The sequence below is a fragment of the Phreatobacter aquiterrae genome, from assembly GCF_053471285.1.
The window spans coordinates 347,468-365,700 of record NZ_JBJPHW010000003.1 but is presented as its reverse complement, the minus strand read 5'-3'; the positions used below and the strand labels follow the sequence as shown (position 1 = coordinate 365,700).

Sequence of the window (18,233 nt, the reverse complement as noted above, 5' to 3'; positions counted from 1 at the left end):
TAGTGGTGCCCCGCCGGGGCCTGTTCCACAAGGGCGTGCATGGCAGCGTCACGCCGGGGGCGTGTAGCCTTTCGGCAGGCGGGCACGCTCGATCTGCGACAGGTCGCAGGCGACGTCGACCATGGCCGAGAAATCGTTCTGGCCGTAACCGCGGGCCCTTGCCTGCGAGAAGGCCTCCCTTGCAGCCGCGGCGACGGGCAGCGGCACGCGGGCCGCATTGGCCGCCTGGACGATCAGGGTGAGGTCCTTGTGGGCGAGGTCGATGGAGAAGCCCGGCTCGGTGTCGCCGGCCAGCACCTTGTTCGGCCAGTTCACCTTGAGCTGACCGTTGGTCGCCGTGGTGCCGTAGAGCACGTCGAGCGTCTTGACCAGGTCGAGGCCGAAGCGCTGCGACAGGGAGAGGGCCTCGGCATTGAGCTGGCAGAGGATGATGGCGAGGTAGTTGTTGACCAGCTTCATGCGCGTGCCCGCGCCCGGCCCGCCGGAATGATGGATGGTGGTGCCCATGGCCTGCAGCAGCGGCAGGGCGCGCTGGTAGTCGGCATCGTCCGCCCCCACCATAAACAGGCTCTGGCCGCGGTCGGCATGCCAGGCGAGCCGTCCGACGGGCGCATCGACGGCGGTCATGCCGCGCCGGCGCGTTTCTTCGTGCAGGCGGTCGGTTGTCTCCGGGTCGATGGTCGACATGTCGAGGATCAGGGTGCCGGGCCTGGCGTGGTCGAGCACCCCACCGGGCGCGAGGATCACCTCGCCCACCTCCTTGCCGGTCGGCAGCATGGTGACGATGATGTCGCAGGCAGCAGCGATCTCCGTCGGCGTGGCGCCGGTCGCGCCGAGGGCCTCGAGCGCCGCGACGGGCGTGTCCACCACGTCATAGACCATGAGCGAGAAGCCTTTGGTCTGCAGGTTCGAGGCCATGCCCCGCCCCATCTTGCCCAGTCCGATGAATCCGACCGTCATGTCTGTCCTCCCAATTGTCCATCTTGTATCGGTGCGGGCGCGGCGTCATGGTCCGCCCCTCGCGAAGGACGCGGAGCCTAGCCAGCGGATGAACGCCTTGCACCCTCAAGCTTTGCATGCCTCGCCCGCCGGATGGCCGGGCGACATCTTCACCGCGCTGAAGGCGGCTTCCGTCCGGCAAGTGGCTTATGTGCCGGACGGCGGCCATGCCGAGCTGATCCGGGCGGTGCATGCCGACCCCGCCATGATCGGCATTCCGCTGACGACGGAGGAGGAGGGCGTGGCCCTCGTCTCCGGCGCCTGGCTCGGCGGCGACCGCGCCTGCCTGCTCATGCAGTCTTCCGGCGTCGGCAACTGCGTCAACATGCTGTCGCTGGTCCGCAACATGGGCGGTCCCTTCCTGACCTTCGTGACAATGCGCGGCGAGTGGGGCGAGTTCAATCCCTGGCAGGTGCCGATGGGCACCGGCACGCCGGACGCCTTCCGCCTGATGGGCGTGCATGTGCTGCGCGCTGACAGGCCGGAGGAGGTCGGTCCCGCGACCGCCGCCGGCATCCGCATGGCCTATGAGGGCGGCAGCGCCGTCGCCGTTCTCCTCGCCCAGCAGCTCATCGGCGCCAAGGTCTTCGTGAAATGAGCAAGCCCTTGAACCGTCTCGACCGCCGCGCCGTCGTCGCCCGCCTCTTGAAGGACCGCGGCGAGGCCATCGTCGTCACGGGCCTCGGATCCCCGACCTATGACGTCGCCGCCTGCGGCGACCACGACCGCAACGTCTATCTCTGGGGCGCCATGGGCGGCTGCGCCGTGATGGCGCTCGGCATCGCACTGGCCCGTCCCGACACGCCGGTCATCGCGGTCACCGGCGACGGCGAGATGCTGATGGGGATCGGCTCCTTCGCCACCATCGCCATGCAGGCGCCGAAGAATCTGACGGTCGTCGTGCTCGACAACGGCCTCTACGGCGAGACCGGCGGCCAGGCGAGCCATTCGGTGGTGGCCGACCTCGCCGCCATCGCCGGCGCCTCCGGCATCGCCGACGCGAGGGCCGTCGACGCCATGGGCGACGTCGAGGGGCTCGCCACCCGCGCGACCGCGCTCGGCAACGGGCCCTGCGTCGCGGTGGTGAAGATCGACCAGGCGGAGCTCGAGCGCGTGCTGCCCACCCGCGACGGCCACGCCGTCCGCGCCCGCGTGCGCCAGTCCCTGGGGCTCTCGATCGACTGATGTTCTCCGCTGAGGAACTCGAGCGCTACGCCCGCCACATCGTCCTGCGCGAGGTCGGCGGGCCGGGCCAGCAGAAGCTGAAGGCGGCGCGGGTCCTGGTGATCGGCGGCGGCGGCCTGGGTGCGCCGCTGCTCCTTTATCTCGCCGCGGCGGGTGTCGGCACCATCGGCATCGTCGACGATGACGGCGTGGCGCTGTCGAACCTCCAACGCCAGGTCATTCACCGCACCGAGGACGTCGACGTCCTCAAGACCGAGAGCGCGGCAAATGCCATCCGCCGGCTCAACCCCCATGTCGAGGTGGTGTCCCACGTCACGCGGCTCACGGCGTCGAACGCCCGCGATCTCGTGCGCGGCTACGACATCGTCGCCGACGGCTCCGACAATTTCGCCACCCGCTATGCGGTCTCCGACGCCTGCTTCCATGAGGGCAGGCCCCTCGTGACGGCGGCGGTCGGCACCTTCGACGCGACGCTCACGACGCTGCGCCCGCACGAAAAGGCGCCCGACGGCACGCCGAACCCCACCTATCGCTGCCTCTTTCCCGACGCGCCGCCGCCGGGAACCGTGCCCTCCTGCCAGGAGGCCGGCATCCTCGGGGCGCTCACCGGCATCGTCGGGTCGATGATGGCGCTGGAGGTCATTCGCGAGATTGCGGGGTTCGGCGAGGGCCTCGTCGGCCGCCTCCTGATGATCGACACCCGCGCCATGCGCTTCGAGACCGTGCGCTACCGCTGGGACCCGGAGAACCCGCTGAACGGCAGCGGCGCCGGCGGCTGAACAGCCGCGAGGGCATCAATACTCGGCGTAGATCTCGATGATGTTGTCTTCCGGGTCGCGGAAGAACAGCGTCCGATGGCGCCAGTTCGGCAGATCGGTCGGCTCCCGCAGGATGGCCACGCCTTTGGCGGCGAGCTCGGAATGGCAGGCATCGACTGCCGGAGGCGGCACACGGAAGGCGAGCTGGACCGCCGCCGATCCCGCGACGGCCGGGCCGTCGTCGCAGACCGACCAGGGTCCGCGCGGCCGAAGCGACAGGAGTGCCGAGCCGACGCGGAAACTCACCCAGGTGGGGAGGTCGGTCTCAAGGGGAAATTGCATCACGTCGCGGTAGAAGGCGCGCGTTTCCTCCATGCGCGTGCAGATGAGAACGGTGTGGTCGAGGTTGCGGATGGCGGACAGGCTCATGCCGCCCTCACAGCATCGACGGCAGCACGCGGTCCGGCGGTTTGTGGCCGTCCATGAAGGCCTTGATGTTGACGATGACCTTGTCGCCCATGTCGATGCGGCCCTCGATGGTGGCCGAGCCCATGTGCGGCAGCAGCACCACCTTGCCGGCCTTGGCGAGCTTGATCAGCCGCGGGTTGACCGCCGGCTCGCTCTCGAACACGTCGAGACCTGCGCCGGCGAGATCGCCCGCCTCGATCATCCGCGTCAGCGCCACCTCGTCGATGATCTCGCCGCGCGCCGTGTTGACGACGAAGGCCTCCTTCTTGAGGAGCTTCAGCCGCCGCGCCGACAGGAGGTGATAGGTCGCCGGCGTGTGCGGGCAGTTGACCGAGACGATGTCCATGCGGGCGAGCATCTGGTCGAGGCTCTCCCAGTAGGTCGCGTCCAGCGCCTGTTCGATCTTCTCCGGCAGGCGGCGGCGGTTGTGGTAGTGGATCTGCATGCCGAAGGCACCGGCGCGGCGGGCCAGCGCCTGGCCGATGCGGCCCATGCCGACGATGCCGAGGCGCTTGCCGTGGATGCGCTTGCCGAGCATCCAGGTCGGCGACCAGCCCGTCCACTCGCCGTGTTCCAGAACCTCCAGGCCCTCGGCGAGGCGGCGCGGCACGGCGAGGATCAGCGCCATGGTCATGTCGGCGGTATCCTCCGTGAGGACGCCGGGCGTGTTGGTCACCGTGATGCCGCGCTGGACGGCGGTGGCGACGTCGATGTTGTCGACGCCGTTGCCGAACTGGGCGATGAGGCGGAGCTGCGGGCCGGCCTGCGACAGAACGGCGGCGTCGATCCGGTCGGTGACGGTCGGCACGAGGACCTCGGCGGACTTCACGGCGGCGACGAGATCGGCCTGGCTCATCGGCTTGTCGTCGACGTTGAGCCGCGTCTCGAACAGCTCGCGCATACGCGTCTCGACCGTGTCCGGCAGTTTCCTCGTCACGACGACGAGCGGCTTCTTGCGGTTCGCCATGCCCCAACCCCTGCTACCGTCGCGGCCCGTCCGGCGACGGGCAGCCCGGCCGGATCATTCCGGCCGGCCATCAAGCCTGTCTTAACCCTGAGCGGCGACAATAGCTTTCGGCGCGACCTCTCTACCAGATGGGTTGCGCCAGACAAAGCGGTCGGCACCTGGAGATCACCCGTCTTTCGAAGGGGCCGGCGTCCGGACAGTTGTGTGGGTTGCGTATGAGTGTTCATCGCCTGGCTGCGGTTCTCGCAGCCGTGATTTTCGCCTGTGCCACGGTCGCCCCTGCGGCGTCGGCGACCGAGATCACCGGCTCGCTCGGCTCGCAGACCCGCCTGCCTGTTCCGCGCTTCGTCAGCCTCAAGTCCGAGCGCGTCAATGCGCGCATGGGTCCGACCCGCGAGCATCAGGTCGTCTGGATCTACCAGCGCGCCGGCCTGCCGGTGGAGGTCACCGCCGAATTCGAGAACTGGCGGCGCATCCGCGACCATGACGGCACCGAGACCTGGGTCTTCCATTCCATGCTGTCGGGTCGGCGCACCGGCGTGGTGATGCCCCGCGGCAATGCCGAACAGCTTGTTTCCCTGATGAACCGCGCCGGCGGCGACCGCATCGTGGCGCGGCTCGAACCGCGGGTGCAGGGCACCGTCCGCTCCTGCAACGGCACCTGGTGCCGTATCACCGGCGTCGGTTTCGACGGATGGATCGAGCAGACCCGGCTGTGGGGCGTCTACCCCAACGAGAAGGTGGAGTGAGGCCGCGCTCCGCTCTAGGCTGGAGGCCTAACCTCCGGACCCCGTGATGGCCCACACCAGCCTGCCGAGCAGCCTCTCCCGCGACGCCTTCGTCTCCCGCTTCGGCGGCGTCTGGGAGCATTCGCCCTGGATTGCGGAAGGGGCCTTCGATGCCGGCCTGACGCCGGCTCACGACCGGGCCGAGGGTCTGCACGCGGCAATGGTCACCGTCATGCGCGCGGCGACGGATGCGGCGAAGCTCGCCCTGATCCGGGCCCATCCCGACCTCGCCGGCAAGCTCGCGGCAGCCGGTCGTCTCACCGCCGAATCGACCGGCGAGCAGGCCTCGGCCGGGCTCGACAGGCTGACGGATGCGGAGCGGGCGGAGTTCACCCGGCTCAACGACGCCTACAAGGCGCGCTTCGGATTTCCCTTCATCCTCGCCGTAAAGGGCCGCAGCAAGGACGTGATCAGGGACGCATTCGTGGCGCGACTGGAAAACGACCTCGCGGCGGAACGGGAGGAGGCGCTGGCGCAGATCGAGCGGATTGCGCTGCTGCGGCTGCGGGATCTGCTGCCTTAAGCCGCGATAATTCGCTCCAGCACCTTGCGGGCGCGCGCCTCGATGGCGGAGCGTGCGACGTGCCGGCCGCCGTCGACCACCCTGCGGCCGCTCACGTAGACCTCGCGGACCGCTCCCGCCGAAGGCCCGAAGATCCAGGAATCGATCAACGCGTCGCCGTCCCGACCGGCGAAGGCGATGTGGTTGGGGTCCAGCACGATGAAATCAGCCGGCGCGCCGACGGCAATCCCCGCCGTCCCCAGCCCGAGAGCCTGTGCGCCGCCGGCTAGGCAGGATTCGAACACGCCGCGCCCGGTGGAGGCGCCGCGATCGGCCATGGCGGTGCGCCGACGCGTCAGGAAGCGCTGGGCATATTCCAGCATGGACAGTTCGCCGGTGGCGGAGATCGCCACGTTGGAATCCGTTCCGACGCCGAATCGACCGCCGAGGCTGCGGAAATCGACGCCCTCGAACAGGCCGTCGCCGAGATTGGCCTCGGTAACCGGGCAGAGCCCGACCACCACGCCGGCCTGCGCCATGATCCGCCGTTCCGCTGCATCGGCGTGGGTAGCGTGGATCAGGCACCAGCGTTCCGACAGGGGAGCCGTGTCGGCGAGGAGCGCGATGGGCCTCGTGCCATGGGCCGCAAGGCAGTCCTCCACCTCCTTCACCTGTTCCGAGACATGGATGTGCAGCGGGCCGTCGGGGAAAGCAGCGATGAGCGTCCTGAGCTCTTCCTGCGTCACCGCCCGCATCGAATGCGGGGCGATGCCGAAGCGCCCGCGGGCATAGGCGGAGGCCGCCACCCGGCCACCTTCCGCGACGCGGGCGAAGAGGTCGAGGTCGCAGATGAAGCGGCGCTGGCCCTGGCCGGGCGGCAGGCCCCGGAAGCCGGAATGGGCGTAGAAGACCGGCAAGAGCGTAATGGCGAGGCCCGTCGCCTCGGCCGCCGTGACGCAGCGCCGGCCCAGCTCTGCGGGATCGGCATAGGGTCGCCCGTCGCGGTCGTGATGCAGGTAGTGAAACTCGCCGACGGCGGTGAAGCCGGCTTCCAGCATCTCCGCATAGGCGAGGGCGGCGATGGCCTCGACGTCGACGGGGTCGAGCGCCAGCGCGAAGCGGTACATCCAGTCGCGCCAGGTCCAGAAGGAGTCCTCAGCCCTGCCGGCCACCTCGGCGAGACCCGCCATCCCGCGCTGGAACGCATGGGAATGGAGATTGGGCAGGCCGGGGACGACGACGCCGGTCAGCCGTGTGGATTCCGCAGGCGCGGGGCCCTGCGTGATGGCGGCGATTCGTCCGTCGGCGTCCACCGACACCGTCACGTCGTCGCGCCATCCCTCGGAGGTGAGCGCCTTGTCCAGATGGAGCTTGTCCATCGCCGTCTCCGTGCTACGGTTTTCCGCCTAGCATTGTTGGGCGAGGAATACGACGTGCCGAGACAGTTCCATGCGCGTTGACCGGCTGTTCCGTGATGCGCGGCTGGCGACGATGGCAGGCGGCGCGGGCGACGGCCTCGGGATCATCGAGGACGGAATCGTCGCGACCGAAGGCGGTCGCATCGTCTATGTCGGCCCGCGCGCCGACGCGCCGCGTCTCGATCCGGTCGAGACCGTGCGCTGCGACGGTCGATGGATGACGCCCGGCCTCGTCGATTGCCACACTCACCTCGTCTATGCCGGCAACCGCGCCCATGAATTCGAGCTGCGCCTGAAGGGCGCGAGCTACGAGGAGATCGCCCGCGCCGGCGGCGGCATCGTCTCGACCGTGAAGGCGACCCGTGCCGCAAAGCCCCGCGACCTCGCTGACGAGAGCCTGCCCCGGCTGGATGCGCTCATCGCGGAGGGGGTCACGACGGTCGAGATCAAGTCCGGCTACGGGCTCGACCTCGACACGGAGATGAAGCAGCTGCAGGTCGCCCGCTCGCTGGCCGAGAAGCGCGATGTCGGCGTTGTCACGACCTTTCTCGGCGCCCACGCCCTTCCCCCTGAGGCGAACGGCGACAAGGGAGCCTATCTCGACCTCGTCTGTCACAAGATGATCCCCGCCATCGCCCATCACGGCCTGGCCGATGCGGTCGATGCCTTCTGTGAGGGCATCGCCTTCTCGGCTGAGGAGACGCGCCGGGTCTTTGCGGCCGCGGAGAAGCACGGTCTGCCAGTGAAGCTGCACGCCGACCAGCTCTCCAATCTGCAGGGGGCGAAGCTCGCCGCCGACCACGGGGCCCTTTCAGCCGACCATCTTGAATACACCGACGAGGCGGGCGCTGCGGCCATGGCGAAGGCCGGCACGGTCGCCGTCCTGCTGCCCGGCGCCTTCTATTTCATCCGCGAGACGCAGGCCCCGCCGGTCGAGGCCTTCCGCCGGTACGGCACGGCGATGGCGCTCGCCACGGACTGCAACCCCGGCTCCTCGCCGCTGACCTCGCCACTTCTCTGCATGAACATGGGTGCGACGTTGTTCAGGCTGACCGTCGCCGAGTGCCTGCTCGGCTTCACGCGCCATGCGGCCAGGGCTCTGGGGCGCGACGACATCGGCGTACTGGAGCCGGGCCGGCGGGCCGACCTCTGCCTCTGGTCGGTGGAACGCCTCGCCGAACTGGTCTATCGCATCGGCTTCAATCCGCTCTTCGCCCGCCACAGGGGCGTCTGATGGTGGATCTGATCCGCGCGGGCGGCAATTCCCTCGGCCTCTGGCGGCGCGTCGCGGTCGGCGCGACGCCGGCTCTCGACCCCGCCACACGCGGGGCCATCGAGACGGGCCACGACCTCCTGATGGCCAAGGCGCGCGGCAACGACGCCGTCTATGGCGTCAATACCGGCTTCGGCAAGCTCGCCAGCGTCCGCATTCCCTCCGAGAAGCTGGCGCAGCTGCAGGTCAATATCGTCCGCTCGCACCAGGCGGGTGTCGGACAACCGCTGGAAGAGCCGATCGTCCGCCTCGTCCTGGCGCTGAAGGCGGCGAGCCTCGCCCATGGCGCCTCGGGCGTGCAGCCGGCGACCGTCGACCTCCTCGTCGCCATGCTCCGGGAAGGCGTGCTGCCGGTCATCCCGGCGCAAGGGTCGGTCGGCGCCTCCGGCGACCTCGCCCCGCTCGCCCATATGGCGGCGGTGCTGATCGGCGAAGGCGAGGCGGTGTGGCGCGGCAGCCGCATGGCCGGCGGCGAGGCATTAGCGAAGGCCCGCCTCGCGCCCGTCGTGCTCGGTCCGAAGGAGGGCCTCGCCCTGCTCAACGGCACGCAGGTCTCCACCGCGCTTGCGTTGCAGGGGCTCTTCCTCATCGAGAACGCCTTCGCCGCCGCCCTCGTTACTGGAGCGCTCTCGACGGACGCCATCGCCGGCTCCGACACGCCCTTCGACGCGCGGATCCACGCGTTGCGCGGCCAGCCGGGACAGATCGCCGTGGCGGCGGTGCTGCGCGCGCTGATGGAGGGCAGTGTCATCCGCCGCTCGCACCTCGCCGACGATCCCCGCGTCCAGGACCCCTATTCCATCCGCTGCCAGCCGCAGGTGATGGGTGCGGCCCTGGACGTCATCCGTTCGGCCCAGTCCATGCTCCTGCACGAGGCGAACGGGGTCACCGACAATCCGCTCGTCATGGCCGACAATGGCGACGTGCTCTCGGGGGGCAATTTCCACGCCGAGCCGGTGGCCTTCGCTGCCGACATGCTGGCCCTTGCCGCCTGCGAGGTCGGCAATCTCGCACAGCGGCGCTGCGCCATGCTGGTGGACCCGGTCCTCTCGGGCCTGCCGGCCTTTCTCGTCCGCGAGCCGGGCCTCAATTCCGGCTTCATGATCGCCGAAGTCGCGAGCGCCGCGCTCGCCTCGGAGAACCGCCAGAGGGCGGCGCCCGCCGTCACCGACACCATCCCGACCTCCGCCAACCAGGAGGATCACGTCTCCATGGCGACCCACGGCGCGCGCCGTCTCGGACCCATGGCGGAGAACCTCTGCCGCATCATCGGCATCGAGGCGCTGATGGCGGCTCAAGGGGTCGACATGCGCGCGCCCCTCGAAACGAGCCCACTGCTCGCGAAGGCCCATGCCGCCATCCGCGCCATCGCCCCGGTGCTGGACGCTGATCGTCCCCTCTCCGCGGAGATGGAGCGCGCCGCGGCGCTCGTCGCCACGGGCGGGCTGACGACGCCCTTCGGCCACGTCGTCGAGCGGCTGTTCGGAGAATGACCATGACACCCGTCACCGTGATTCCGGGCGATGGCCCGCTCGTCCTCGGCCAGCCCCATGTCGGCACCATGATCCCGCCGGAGGTCTCGGTGGAGCTCAACGACCTCGGCCGCTCCGTGCCCGACACCGACTGGTGGATCGACCGGCTCTACGAGGGTATCGCCCGCCGCACCGGCGCGACCGTCGTGCGACAGACCCTGTCGCGTTATGTGATCGACGTGAACCGCGACCCGTCCGGCGTCTCGCTCTATCCGGGGCAGAACACCACGACGCTCTGCCCCGCCACGACCTTCGATGCCGAGCCGATCTATCGCAAGGGCCGCGAGCCGGGGCCTGCCGAGATTGGCCGGCGCAAGCGCGTCTATTTCGCGCCCTTCCATGCCGCCATGGCTGCAGCGATCGAGGCGACCCGCATCCGCCACGGCTATTGCGTGCTCTACGATTGCCATTCCATCCGCTCGATGGTCCCGAACCTCTTCCCGGGCACGCTGCCGGTGTTCAACATCGGCACCAATGGCGGCACCTCCTGCGCTCCCGCTCTTCGCGACGCAGCCATCCGCGAGGCGGAAGCCTCCGGCATGACCTTCATCGCCGACGGACGCTTCAAGGGCGGCTGGATTACCCGCCACTACGGCGCTCCGGAGCGCCGGGTCCACGCCGTGCAGATGGAGCTGGCGCAGTCCGCCTACATGGCGGAAGCGCCGCCCTGGACCTATGACGAGCACGTGGTGACGAAGACGGAAGGCGTGCTCGACCGCATCGTCTCGGCCATTCTGAAAGCGGCTGCTGACCTGGAGGCCTGACATGGCGACCCGTCTGGACAATTCGCGCCTGATCCGCGCCCCTCATGGCCTTGAGATGTCTGCCAAGACCTGGGGCGCCGAGGCGGCGCTCCGCATGCTGATGAACAATCTTGACCCCGACGTCGCCGAGCGGCCAAACGAGCTCGTCGTCTATGGCGGCATCGGCCGCGCCGCCCGTGACTGGGAGAGCTTCGACAGGATCGTCGCCTCGCTCCGCTCGCTCGATCCCGACGAGACGCTCCTCGTCCAGTCCGGCAAGCCGGTCGGCATCTTCCGCACCCATGCGGACGCGCCGCGCGTCCTCATCGCCAATTCCAATCTCGTTCCCGGCTGGGCCAACTGGGACCATTTCCACCACCTCGATAAGCTCGGGCTGATGATGTACGGCCAGATGACCGCCGGTTCCTGGATCTACATCGGCAGCCAGGGCATCGTGCAGGGCACCTACGAGACCTTCGCGGAAGTGGCCCGTCGCCATTTCGGCGGTTCGCTCCGGGGCAAGTGGATCCTCACCGGAGGCCTCGGCGGCATGGGCGGCGCCCAGCCGCTGGCCGCCACCATGGCCGGGGCCTCGATGATAGCGGTGGAATGCCAGCCGAGCCGCATCGAGATGCGGCTGCGCACCCGCTATCTCGACGCCGAGGCGAGGACCATCGACGAGGCGCTGGAGATCGTCGACCGCTCCCACAAGGCCGGCAAGGCCATCTCCGTCGGCCTGCTCGGCAACGCCGCCGAGATCTTCCCCGAGATGGTGGCGCGCGGCATCCGCCCGGATGTCGTCACTGACCAGACCTCCGCCCACGACCCGATCAATGGCTACCTGCCGGCCGGCTGGACGCTCGCCCAGTGGGAGGAGGCGCGCGAGCGCAATCCGAAGTCGGTCGAGGTCGCCGCCAAGCAGTCCATGGCGGTTCACGTGCAGGCCATGCTCGACTTCCACCGCATGGGCGTTCCGACCCTCGACTACGGCAACAACATCCGCCAGATGGCGAAGGACATGGGTGTCGCCGACGCCTTCGACTTCCCCGGCTTCGTGCCGGCCTATATCCGTCCGCTGTTCTGCCGCGGCATAGGCCCGTTCCGCTGGGCATCCCTCACCGGCAATCCCGACGACATCACCAAGACGGATGCCAAGGTGAAGGAGCTGATCCCCGACGATCCGCACCTGCACAACTGGCTCGACATGGCGAAAGAGCGCATCCAGTTCCAGGGCCTGCCGGCGCGCATCTGCTGGGTCGGCCTCGGCGACCGCCACCGCCTCGGCCTCGCCTTCAACGAGATGGTGGCGAGGGGCGAGATCGGCCCCATCGTCATCGGCCGCGACCATCTCGATTCCGGCTCGGTTGCGTCCCCCAACCGCGAGACCGAGGCGATGAAGGACGGCTCGGACGCGGTCTCCGACTGGCCGCTGCTCAACGCCCTGCTCAACACCGCCTCCGGCGCCACCTGGGTGTCGCTGCACCACGGCGGCGGCGTCGGCATGGGCTATTCCCAGCATGCGGGGGTCGTCATCGTCGCCGACGGCACGGCGGAAGCAGCGGCAAGGCTCTACCGCGTGCTGTGGAACGATCCCGGCACAGGCGTCATGCGCCATGCCGATGCCGGCTACGACATCGCCATCGACTGCGCCCGCGAGAAGGGGCTGAAGCTGCCATCCCTCGGCATCGGGGTCTAGGAAAAGCCAATGGGCGCCGTTTCCGGCGCCCTTCCGCCTTGAGGCGTGACCGCTGGTTCAGCCGTCGTAGCGTCCGACGATCGAGATCGAGCAGACGTTCTGGTGCGGGAAACCGCCGAGATTGTGGGTCAGCCCCAGCCGCGGCATGTCCTGGCGCTGCCGCTCGCCGGCCCGGCCCTGCATCTGCAGGTACATCTCGTAGATCATCCTCAGTCCCGAGGCGCCGATGGGATGGCCGAAGCACTTCAGGCCGCCGTCGATCTGGCAGGGAATGGTGCCGTCCGCGTCGTAGAAGCCGTCGAGGATGTCGTGGATCGCCCGGCCCTCGGCGGAGATGTGCAGATCCTCCATGGTGACGAGTTCCGTCACCGAGAAGCAGTCGTGCACCTCGATCAGGCTGATCTCCTCGCGCGGCTTCTCGATGCCGGCCTCCTGGTAGGCGCGGGTGGCGGCGATCCGGGTGGTGGCGAAGTAGCTGCCGTCCCAGGAATTGTGCTGGGCCTCGGTGCCGTTCGATACGGAGACCTGCAGCGCCTTCACCGAGACGAGGTCCTTCTTGCCGAGGCTGCGGGCGATCTCCGGCGTCGTCACGATGGCGCAGGCCGCCCCGTCCGACACGCCGCAGCAGTCGTAGAGACCCAGCGGCTCGGCGATCATCGGCGAGTTCAGCACGGTATCGATGGTGATCTTGTTCCTGAGGTGCGCCTTGGCATTGCGGCCGCCATTGTCGTGGCTCTTCACCGAGACATGGGCCATGGCGCGCTTCAGATCCTCCGGTGCCGAGCCGTGCTTGGCGCGGTAGGCGGCGGCGAGCTGGGCGAAATAGCCGGGTGCCGAGGCATTCGGCCAGGTCATGTTGGGGAGCGTGCCACGCCCGCGCTGCGGCAGGCCGCCATAACCGGTGTCTTTCAGCTTCTCGACCCCGAGCGCGAGGGCGATGTCGGCCGCCCCGGAGGCGACGGCATAGACCGCGCCGCGGAAGGCTTCCGTGCCGGTGGCGCAGAAGTTTTCCACCCGCGTCACCGGGATGTAGGGCAGTCGCAGGGCGACGGCGAGCGGCACGGCGGACTTGCCGACATGCTGCTCCTCGATGGCGGTGCCGAGCCAGGCGGCGTCGATCTGTTTCGTCTCGATGCCGGCGTCGCCGAGCGCCTCGGTATAGGCCTCGACCATCAGGTCCTCGGCGTTCATGTCCCAGCGCTCGCCGAACTTCGAGCAGCCCATGCCGAGAATGGCGACCTTGTCGCGAATGCCCTTGGCCATGGTCAGGCCCTCCCAGAGGATTGAGCTTCGGCGGCCGGGGCCGCCTTCCAGAAATAGCGGCGGAAACCGCGCTGGCTGTCGATGTCCTTGACGCGGAACATCATGCGCATCGGATTGCCGACGGCGAGATCCTTCTCGTCCACGTCGGTGAAGTCCATCATCCAGCGCCCGCCCTCCTCGAACTGGATCATGCCGTAGCAGGCCGGCGGATCGGGCGAATAGGTCAGGCGGTCGGCGGTGTAGGAGTTGATCCTGCCCGTCTTGGCCGCGAAGGGCTCCGGCTCCTGCGTGTCGACGGCGGTGCAGTTCGGGTTGACGCAAACGCGCGTCTTGGGGAACTGCAGCGTTCCGCATTTCGCGCACTTGCCGCCGACGAAGGAGGTGACCGTCGCCCGGTTGCGCCACAGCGCCGAGAGGGCGGTCTGCTTGTCGGCCTCGGCGCGCATGCCGCGCTCCAGCTCGATGGTGTCGTTGAAGGCGAGGAACTTCGAATAGTTGGTCTCCTCGCGGCGGCGGGCGAGATGGCCCTTCACCCCGAGCCTGGCGGACAAGTCGGCGATGGCGTCGGTGACCTCGAAGAGCAGCACGTCGGCGCCCTGGCCGAAGCCGACGACCATGATCTTCTCGCCGGGCTTCGCCTCCTCCAGCGCTGCCACCAGCATGACGAGGGGATGGGCGGCGCCCGTCTCGCCGCAGACGGCGTGGAGGTTGTCGGCGACCGCCGCATCGGCAATGCCGGCGGCCTTGGCCACGGTATTGGCGACCTTGGCGAGGACGGCCGGCATGCAGAAGCGGGTCACCTGGTCAGGCGCGACGCCGGCCTTGGCAAGGCAGGCCTTGATGACCGGCGGCACCAGCGGCATGTAGCCCGCGTCCCGGATCCAGCGCTCCTCCCACTGGTAGTCGAACTCCGATTCCGGCGTGCGGTAGTGGTCGACGAAGTCCGTCGTGCGCGTCGCGGAGGCAAGGAGCGTCGCAACCGGCCGGCCTTCGCCGACGAGCAGGGCGGCGGCGCCGTCGCCGGCCGTCATCTCCATCGGGCTCGCCGCCTTCACTGGCCGCTTCTCGGCGGCGACGAGGAGGGTCGCCGGCCCGCCGCGCAGCGCCGACATCAGTGCCGAGGTCGCGGCGCGCTGGGTCTGGCCGGCATCGCTGGCGCCGATGTCCTGGCCGAGATTCAGCGCCTCGGCGACAACGCCGGAATTCAGCCGGTCGAGGAAGGGGAAGGTGGTCGAGGCCATCTGCACAGCCTCGACACGGGTCGCGTCCTGGCCGGCCAGGCAGTCGCGGGCCGCCTCCACCGCCATGGTGACGGCGTCCTCGTCCCAGTTGGCGATGGCGCGTTCGCCGCGGCCCTGGCCCTTGAGGGCGGCATTGAACCAGCCATGGGCGTCGGCGATGGCTTTGCGTTGCAGACGCAGGCGCGGGATATAGGCCCCGAAGGCGAGAATTCCGAAGGTCATATCGTCGTTTCCTTGGCCGCCGGGCTCACACCGGATCCCACGAGAAGATGTCGGCCGAGCGGTCCAGCGGATAGAAGGACGACTTCAGCGCCGGCATGCCGTGGCTGGCGAGACTGTCGCAGGTCCACCCCGCCTCGCGATGGATGGAGCGGATCGGGCGCGACTGGCCCATCAGGAAAATCTCGTTCATGCGCACCGCGAAGATCTGGCCGGTGACGTCCTTCGCCCGATCGGAGGCGAGGAAGGCGGACAGCGGGGCGATCTTCTCCGGCCCCATGGCCTGCATGCGGGCGACGCGCGCCTTCTCCGCCTCCGTCTCCGTCGGGATGGTGCCGATGAGGCGGCTCCAGGCGAAGGGCGAGACGCAGTTGGAGCGCACGTTGAAGCGCGCCATGTCGAGGGCGATCGACTTCGACAGGCCGACGATGCCGAGCTTTGCAGCGGCGTAATTGGCCTGGCCGTAGTTGCCGATGAGACCCGAGGTCGAGGTGAAATGCACGAAGGCGCCGCTGGTCTGTTCGCGGAAGATGCGCGCCGCGGCATGGGAGACGTAGAAGGTGCCCATCAGGTGCACCTTGATGACCAGTTCAAAGTCCGCGACGCTCATCTTGTGGAAGATGGCGTCGCGCAGGATGCCGGCATTGTTGATGACCGCATCGAGGCCGCCGAAGGCGTCCACCGCCGTCTTGACGATGGCGTTGGCCGAGGCCGGCTCGGCGACGCTGTCGAAACTGGCGACAGCCTGACCGCCCTTCTTGCGGATCTCCTCGACCACCTCCTCGGCCGGCGTGGCGCTGGCGCCCGAGCCGTCGGCGGCGCCGCCGAGGTCGTTGACCACCACCTTCGCGCCCTCGACCGCCGCCGTCAGCGCGATCTCGCGGCCGATGCCGCGGCCGGCTCCCGTGACGATGACGACCTTGCCGTCCAGCGCCCCTGACCCTGCCATGTCCTCAACCCTTCTCATCCGGTGTCCGGCCCGCCTTTCGATGGCGCCGCGACGGGTTCCGCCGATCACGGCGAAGCTGCCTGCACCATAGTCCCTCCGTCAATTGAACGAAATCCCGTTTCATTCGCCGAAACGCCTGTCTTAGGATAGAGGCGAGCCGCGGCGTCCAGCGACCGCGACCCCACGAGGAGATGCGCACCATGAGCGCGACCGCCGCCTACTATCAGGAAGAGCACCACCTGTTCCGCGAGGCCTGCCGCCGATTCATCGCCGAGGAGATCGCGCCGCATCATGCCCGCTGGGAGAAGGAGGGCGTCGTCGACCGCGAGGCCTGGCTGAAGGCGGGAGCCGCCGGCATGCTCCTCACCAACATTCCCGTCGAGTACGGCGGCGGCGGCGCCGACTTCCTCACCAGCGCCATCATGATCGAGGAAATGATGGGCCATGTCTTCACCGGCCCGGGCTTCCGCCTGCACTCCGACATCGTCGCCCCCTACATCCTCAACAATGCCTCCGAGGACCTGAAGCGCGAGTGGCTGCCGAAGATGGCCTCGGGCGAGGCCATCGGCGCCATCGCCATGACCGAGCCGGCGGCCGGCTCCGACCTGCAGGGCATCAAGACGACGGCGATCCGCGACGGCAACCACTATGTCGTCAACGGCCAGAAGACCTTCATCACCAACGGCCAGCTCGCCGATTTCATCATCGTGGCCTGCAAGACCGACCCCAAGGCGGGCGCCAAGGGCGTGAGCCTCATCATTGTCGAGGCGACGCGCGAGGGGTTCTCGCGCGGCCGCAACCTCGAGAAGATCGGCCTCAAGGCGCAGGACACCTCCGAACTGTTCTTCGACAATGTCCGGGTGCCCGCCACCAACATGATCGGCGAGGAGGGGCGCGGCTTCGCCTACCTCATGAACGAACTGCCGCGCGAGAGGCTGCTGGTGGCGATCAGCGCCGTGGCGGTGATGGAATCGGCGCTTAGGTGGACCATCGACTACACCCGCGAACGCAAGGCCTTCGGCAAGGCCATCGCCGAGTTCCAGAACACCCGCTTCAAGCTCGCCGAGGTGAAGACCGAGGTGACGGTCGCCCGGGTCTTCCTCGACGACTGCATCAGCAAGTTCCTGCGCGGCGAACTCGACATCACCACCGCGGCCATGGCCAAGTGGTGGCTGACCGAGCTGCAGGGCCGCGTCGTCGACACCTGTCTGCAGCTTCACGGCGGTTACGGCTTCATGTGGGAGTATCCGATCGCCCGCGCCTATGCCGACAGCCGCATCCAGCGCATCTATGCCGGCACCACCGAGATCATGAAGGAGATCGTCGCCCGGTCGCTGTGATCGCAGCGACGGCACGAGGACACGCCATGGCCATCGACTACCAGAAGCTGAAGAACTGGCATTTCCCCGATCTCGAGCATCGCTACGAGGCGAAGGACACGATCCTCTATGCCCTTGGAGTCGGCTGCGGCGCGGACCCCATGGACCGCAGCGAACTGCCCTTCGTCTATGAGGACGGGCTGAAGGCCCTGCCGACCATGGCCGTGGTGCTCGGCTATCCCGGCTTCTGGCTGAAGGACCCGCAGACCGGCGTCGACTGGCGCAAGATCCTGCATGGAGAGCAGGGCCTCGTCATCCACAAGCCGCTGCCGGCGAGCGGCACGGTCATCGGCCGGACCCGCGTCACCGAGATCGTCGACAAGGGCCCCGGCAAGGGCGCGCTGCTCTATTCCGACCGCGACGTCATCGACAAGGCGAGCGGCGACCTGCTGGCGACCCTCACCTCGACCACCTTCATTCGCGGCGAGGGCGGCTTCGGCGGCCCGTCCGGGCCGTCGCCGGAACCGCATGCGCTGCCCGACCGGGCGCCCGACGAGACCGTGAATCTGAAGACCCTGCCGCAGGCGGCGCTGATCTACCGCCTGTCGGGCGACGACAATCCTCTGCACGCCGATCCGGACGTCGCGGCGGTCGCCGGCTTCGAGCGGCCGATCCTGCATGGCCTCTGCACCTATGCGGTCGCCGGCCGCGCCGTCCTGAAGGCCTGCTGCGGCAATGATCCGGCGCGCCTGAGGCGGTTCAACGTGCGCTTCTCGGCGCCCGTTCTGCCCGGCGAGACCATCCGCACCGAGATCTGGCGCAGCGGATCGACGGTCTCCTTCCGCGCCCGCGTCGTCGAACGCGACATCGTCGTTCTGAACAACGGCCTCGCCGAGGTCGCCTGAGGCGACCC

The 18,233-nt window shown here is 68.7% G+C and carries 17 protein-coding genes and 1 pseudogene; 11 read left to right on the top strand and 7 right to left on the bottom strand.

Annotation, left to right across the window (positions count from 1 at the left end; translation table 11 throughout):
- Nucleotides 1-48: 48 nt before the first annotated feature.
- Complete coding sequence (locus ACJ4V0_RS06890; RefSeq protein WP_448298815.1) at nucleotides 49-960, bottom strand: NAD(P)-dependent oxidoreductase; 912 nt, start codon at nucleotides 958-960, stop codon at nucleotides 49-51.
- 88 nt (nucleotides 961-1,048) lie between these two features.
- Between ACJ4V0_RS06890 and ACJ4V0_RS06885 the strand changes: the two genes are divergently transcribed.
- The 3 genes from ACJ4V0_RS06885 to ACJ4V0_RS06875 are packed head-to-tail and all read left to right on the top strand — an operon-like array spanning nucleotide 1,049 to nucleotide 2,963.
- Nucleotides 1,049-1,597: a phosphonopyruvate decarboxylase gene (locus ACJ4V0_RS06885; RefSeq protein ID WP_448298814.1), complete on the top strand. Its 549-nt coding sequence runs from the start codon at nucleotides 1,049-1,051 to the stop codon at nucleotides 1,595-1,597.
- Nucleotides 1,594-2,184 carry a thiamine pyrophosphate-dependent enzyme gene (locus ACJ4V0_RS06880; RefSeq protein ID WP_448298813.1) on the top strand — a complete coding sequence of 197 codons (591 nt, stop codon included), beginning with the start codon at nucleotides 1,594-1,596 and terminating at the stop codon, nucleotides 2,182-2,184. Before ACJ4V0_RS06885 ends, ACJ4V0_RS06880 begins: the two co-directional genes overlap by 4 nt.
- Nucleotides 2,184-2,963: a HesA/MoeB/ThiF family protein gene (locus tag ACJ4V0_RS06875; RefSeq protein WP_448298812.1), complete on the top strand. Its 780-nt coding sequence runs from the start codon at nucleotides 2,184-2,186 to the stop codon at nucleotides 2,961-2,963. The genes ACJ4V0_RS06880 and ACJ4V0_RS06875 overlap by 1 nt, the downstream gene beginning before the upstream one ends.
- A 15-nt stretch (nucleotides 2,964-2,978) precedes the next feature.
- On the opposite strand, the gene ACJ4V0_RS06870 is transcribed toward ACJ4V0_RS06875, so the two are convergent.
- Together ACJ4V0_RS06870 and ACJ4V0_RS06865 are read right to left on the bottom strand one after the other, a co-directional pair.
- Nucleotides 2,979-3,371, bottom strand: coding sequence for a VOC family protein (locus ACJ4V0_RS06870; protein WP_448298811.1), 393 nt, complete (start codon nucleotides 3,369-3,371; stop codon nucleotides 2,979-2,981).
- 7 nt (nucleotides 3,372-3,378) lie between these two features.
- Nucleotides 3,379-4,377 (bottom strand): 2-hydroxyacid dehydrogenase, encoded by a 999-nt coding sequence (locus tag ACJ4V0_RS06865; RefSeq protein ID WP_448298810.1) that lies wholly within the window; start codon nucleotides 4,375-4,377, stop codon nucleotides 3,379-3,381.
- 215 nt (nucleotides 4,378-4,592) lie between these two features.
- On the opposite strand from ACJ4V0_RS06865, the gene ACJ4V0_RS06860 reads away from it, so the two are divergent.
- Both ACJ4V0_RS06860 and uraD read left to right on the top strand, forming a co-directional pair.
- Nucleotides 4,593-5,126 (top strand): SH3 domain-containing protein, encoded by a 534-nt coding sequence (locus ACJ4V0_RS06860; protein ID WP_448298809.1) that lies wholly within the window; start codon nucleotides 4,593-4,595, stop codon nucleotides 5,124-5,126.
- 40 nt (nucleotides 5,127-5,166) lie between these two features.
- Nucleotides 5,167-5,688: pseudogene (gene uraD / locus ACJ4V0_RS06855) on the top strand (2-oxo-4-hydroxy-4-carboxy-5-ureidoimidazoline decarboxylase); the annotation flags it as partial.
- Here uraD and ACJ4V0_RS06850 read toward each other — a convergent pair.
- Nucleotides 5,685-7,046 carry a formimidoylglutamate deiminase gene (locus ACJ4V0_RS06850; RefSeq protein ID WP_448298808.1) on the bottom strand — a complete coding sequence of 454 codons (1,362 nt, stop codon included), beginning with the start codon at nucleotides 7,044-7,046 and terminating at the stop codon, nucleotides 5,685-5,687. The pseudogene uraD and the gene ACJ4V0_RS06850 overlap by 4 nt on opposite strands.
- A 70-nt stretch (nucleotides 7,047-7,116) precedes the next feature.
- On the opposite strand from ACJ4V0_RS06850, the gene hutI reads away from it, so the two are divergent.
- The 4 genes from hutI to hutU are packed head-to-tail and all read left to right on the top strand — an operon-like array spanning nucleotide 7,117 to nucleotide 12,329.
- Nucleotides 7,117-8,319: an imidazolonepropionase gene (gene hutI, locus ACJ4V0_RS06845; RefSeq protein ID WP_448298807.1), complete on the top strand. Its 1,203-nt coding sequence runs from the start codon at nucleotides 7,117-7,119 to the stop codon at nucleotides 8,317-8,319.
- Nucleotides 8,316-9,851, top strand: a complete 1,536-nt coding sequence (gene hutH, locus ACJ4V0_RS06840; protein ID WP_448298947.1) for a histidine ammonia-lyase — start codon at nucleotides 8,316-8,318, stop codon at nucleotides 9,849-9,851. Before hutI ends, hutH begins: the two co-directional genes overlap by 4 nt.
- A gap of 2 nt (nucleotides 9,852-9,853) precedes the next feature.
- Nucleotides 9,854-10,654, top strand: a complete 801-nt coding sequence (hutG, locus tag ACJ4V0_RS06835) for an N-formylglutamate deformylase (protein WP_448298806.1) — start codon at nucleotides 9,854-9,856, stop codon at nucleotides 10,652-10,654.
- A gap of 1 nt (nucleotide 10,655) precedes the next feature.
- The gene (hutU, locus tag ACJ4V0_RS06830) at nucleotides 10,656-12,329 is read left to right on the top strand and encodes a urocanate hydratase (protein WP_448298805.1); all 1,674 of its coding nucleotides are present in this window, start codon (nucleotides 10,656-10,658) and stop codon (nucleotides 12,327-12,329) included.
- 57 nt (nucleotides 12,330-12,386) lie between these two features.
- Here hutU and ACJ4V0_RS06825 read toward each other — a convergent pair whose 3' ends face one another.
- The 3 genes from ACJ4V0_RS06825 to ACJ4V0_RS06815 are packed head-to-tail and all read right to left on the bottom strand — an operon-like array spanning nucleotide 12,387 to nucleotide 16,001.
- Nucleotides 12,387-13,592 (bottom strand): acetyl-CoA acetyltransferase, encoded by a 1,206-nt coding sequence (locus ACJ4V0_RS06825; RefSeq protein ID WP_448298804.1) that lies wholly within the window; start codon nucleotides 13,590-13,592, stop codon nucleotides 12,387-12,389.
- A gap of 2 nt (nucleotides 13,593-13,594) precedes the next feature.
- On the bottom strand, nucleotides 13,595-15,055 hold the full coding sequence (locus tag ACJ4V0_RS06820; RefSeq protein WP_448298803.1) for a hydroxymethylglutaryl-CoA synthase family protein: 1,461 nt from the start codon (nucleotides 15,053-15,055) through the stop codon (nucleotides 13,595-13,597).
- A gap of 25 nt (nucleotides 15,056-15,080) precedes the next feature.
- On the bottom strand, nucleotides 15,081-16,001 hold the full coding sequence (locus ACJ4V0_RS06815; protein ID WP_448298802.1) for an SDR family oxidoreductase: 921 nt from the start codon (nucleotides 15,999-16,001) through the stop codon (nucleotides 15,081-15,083).
- A 200-nt stretch (nucleotides 16,002-16,201) separates the two neighbouring features.
- Here ACJ4V0_RS06815 and ACJ4V0_RS06810 point away from each other — a divergent pair, with 200 nt between their 5' ends.
- Nucleotides 16,202-17,341 (top strand): acyl-CoA dehydrogenase family protein, encoded by a 1,140-nt coding sequence (locus ACJ4V0_RS06810; protein ID WP_448298801.1) that lies wholly within the window; start codon nucleotides 16,202-16,204, stop codon nucleotides 17,339-17,341.
- A gap of 26 nt (nucleotides 17,342-17,367) precedes the next feature.
- Nucleotides 17,368-18,225 (top strand): MaoC/PaaZ C-terminal domain-containing protein, encoded by an 858-nt coding sequence (locus tag ACJ4V0_RS06805; RefSeq protein WP_448298800.1) that lies wholly within the window; start codon nucleotides 17,368-17,370, stop codon nucleotides 18,223-18,225.
- Nucleotides 18,226-18,233: the final 8 nt, after the last annotated feature.